This is a genomic window from Leptolyngbya sp. FACHB-711, assembly GCF_014695615.1.
GTDB lineage: Bacteria > Cyanobacteriota > Cyanobacteriia > Elainellales > Elainellaceae > Leptolyngbya_A.
Genome location: NZ_JACJOR010000178.1, coordinates 1 through 2,407, shown reverse-complemented (window position 1 = coordinate 2,407; position 2,407 = coordinate 1). Strand labels below are relative to the sequence as shown.

Here is a 2,407-nt window from a genome sequence, read left to right as displayed (position 1 = left end):
CCTATCAATAATTGAACCAGTCAGCAAGTGTTGAACTTGAAACCTTCAGCAAGTGCTGAGCTGCCAAATTCCAGTGTGCCTTATCAGACGGGACGATCGGGATTCGCGAGAATGGGGATGTCCCTACCTGGGGGGTGGGGCACAAGTGTGTTGTCCCTCGATCGGTATTTTTGGATCGGTATTTTTGGATCGGTGTTCTTGGATTTAGATTCTTTTTGTGACCTATTCCGTAAGCAATTTTGCGACTAAATTCTATGTCAAATTCCACCCTAAATCTGACGGCAAATCCTGCCGCTGAAACGCATTCGCCTCAGATTCGCTTGATTGCGATCGACCTCGACGGAACCACGGTGGGCGAGTCGAACCAAATGACCCCTGCCGTGCAGCAGGCAATTCAGGCAGCTCAGGAGAAAGGCGTGCAGGTGGCGATCGCCACGGGGCGGATGTTTCAGTCTGCCCTGCGCTTTTATCAAACCATTGCTCCGAAGGAAGAAAGGCTTCGCAATGCCTTAACGCTGCCGCTGCTGACTTATCAGGGGGCACTGATCAAAGACCCGACCACCGAGAAAATCTATCGCCATCTCACCGTGTCTCGCGAGGCAGCCCTGCAGTTGCTCGATTACTTTGAGCAGCCGGAACTGCACGATCTGCTGTCGATTCACTTTTATATAAACGATTTGCTGTATGTGCGCGAGATTACGCCAGAAACAGAACTCTACGCCCAGCGCAGCCAAATCCAGCCGTTTGCAGTAGGGGATTTGCGGCGGATGCTGGTGGATCATGAGCCGACTAAAATCCTTGCCCTTTGCCATGATCCCGCCGTGATCGATCGCCTGCTTTCTTCGCTACGGCAGCAATATACTCCGGCAGAGCTTTACTTCACCAAATCCGTTGCGACGTTCTTTGAGGCAACCCATCCCCTCGTCAACAAAGGAACCGCCGTCCGCTATCTTGCAGAAGAAATGCTGGAACTGCGTCCAGAAAACGTGATGGCGATCGGCGATAACTTTAATGATCTGGAAATGATTCAGTATGCAGGAATTGGTGTGGCAATGGGAACTGCGCCCGATGCGGTGAAGACTGCCGCTCACTGGGTTGCCCCTGATGTGGAATCAGACGGAGCGGCTGTGGCGATCGAGCGATTTGTTCTTCAGGCGAAATAAGCTGGGAAACCAGTTGAGAAACCAGTTGGGCAATAAGCTGGGCACTAAAAGCAAAAGCAGAAGTCGTCGAGGATGAACTGCCCATCAAAGGCATGAAACGTAACACGATGAATGTCTAAATTTCGCAGGTTGAGCCAGACATTTGGGGGGCATTCAGAGTCGGAGTATGCCAGGTTTGGGGCGGGGGTTTTAGCCGAGGCAATCAGGCGATCGTCTGCATCATAGGCACTGAGCGTTGTGCGGCGAGAACTGGTGACAAAGCTGCTGACAAACTTTACCGGGCGCAAAAATCTGGCTTCGAGCCAGCCGCCTTTGGGTGCGCCCATCACTGCCATCGTGCCGGAGTAGGGCGGATAGGCAGGATTTGAAGGACAGACGGCAACCGCATTGGCAAAGACCACGCCCCACTGCTCAAACTGGCGATCGACGATCGCAAAGCGCGACAAATCTTCCCAATCGAGGCGGACACAGACCGACTGCTGCATTAGCACAGCGGCAGGACTGAGATCTAGCTCATCCAGCCGAGGCACGGTTCGCACCTCTGCTTCGGCATAGGCAGGTGAGTAAATCACTCCAGGACTTTTGTTTGCGGCAGATCTGAAAGTCGAGCCGCATTGAGGATTGTGATCAATCGATCGAAAAGCATTGCTCACGATAGGCTCCCTTATGATGGTTTCTGATGCAGTCGATTCAGCCTCTCTCTCACCACAAAGCAGACGACAACCGTAAACTAAAAGCAAATGCTGCTCTAAAGACACTGCTGGGATTAATTTCCGAACGATCGTCACACTCTGATGGTTCGATCGGCAGGTTAGGGTTTGAGCGAAACTTGGTCTCTTTTTTGCACAGGCTCTTTTTACACAGAATTTGTGAAACAAAGTGCTCTTGCAAAACAAAGCGCAGGCTTTTTGCAGAAGGACAGTGCCAGACCCAATTTCGCTCCTTGACCGTTTGGAATGCAGATGCAGAAATACCCTGCTGGCTGGGCAGAGTTGCAAAGTAGAGGTTCCAGCTTGTTGACCAGACCTTACAGTTTGCAGAGAAGTAGTGACGATTGAAGATAAAGTTTGAGTCTATTAGCGCAAAGCAATTTCCCTGGAAACTGTCGCGCCGAGGAAGACCCTAAAAGCCCTGATTCAAAAACTGAGTGTTGTCCAAGCAGCCGTCGAAGCAGCTAGTAGACGCTAAACAGCCTGGGCTAAACAATCTGGTAGAAACCCTGAGACAATAGAGGAAGTTTTGCT

The 2,407-nt window shown here is 51.3% G+C and carries 2 protein-coding genes; one reads left to right on the top strand and one right to left on the bottom strand.

Annotated features, from left to right (window positions below; translation table 11 throughout):
• Positions 1 to 254 precede the first annotated feature (254 nt).
• A complete protein-coding gene (locus H6F80_RS06330) occupies positions 255 to 1,163 on the top strand; it encodes a Cof-type HAD-IIB family hydrolase (protein ID WP_190790743.1) in 909 nt (302 codons plus the stop codon).
• Between the two features lie 44 nt (positions 1,164 to 1,207).
• Here the strand turns inward: H6F80_RS06330 and H6F80_RS06325 are convergent, their stop codons facing one another.
• Complete coding sequence (locus H6F80_RS06325; protein ID WP_190790742.1) at positions 1,208 to 1,816, bottom strand: hypothetical protein; 609 nt, start codon at positions 1,814 to 1,816, stop codon at positions 1,208 to 1,210.
• Positions 1,817 to 2,407 lie beyond the last annotated feature (591 nt).

What these genes read in the sequence shown, in the direction of transcription:
- H6F80_RS06330 (WP_190790743.1), top strand. Translation starts at nt 255, where the DNA reads ATGTCAAATTCCACCCTAAATCTGACGGCAAATCCTGCCGCTGAAACG.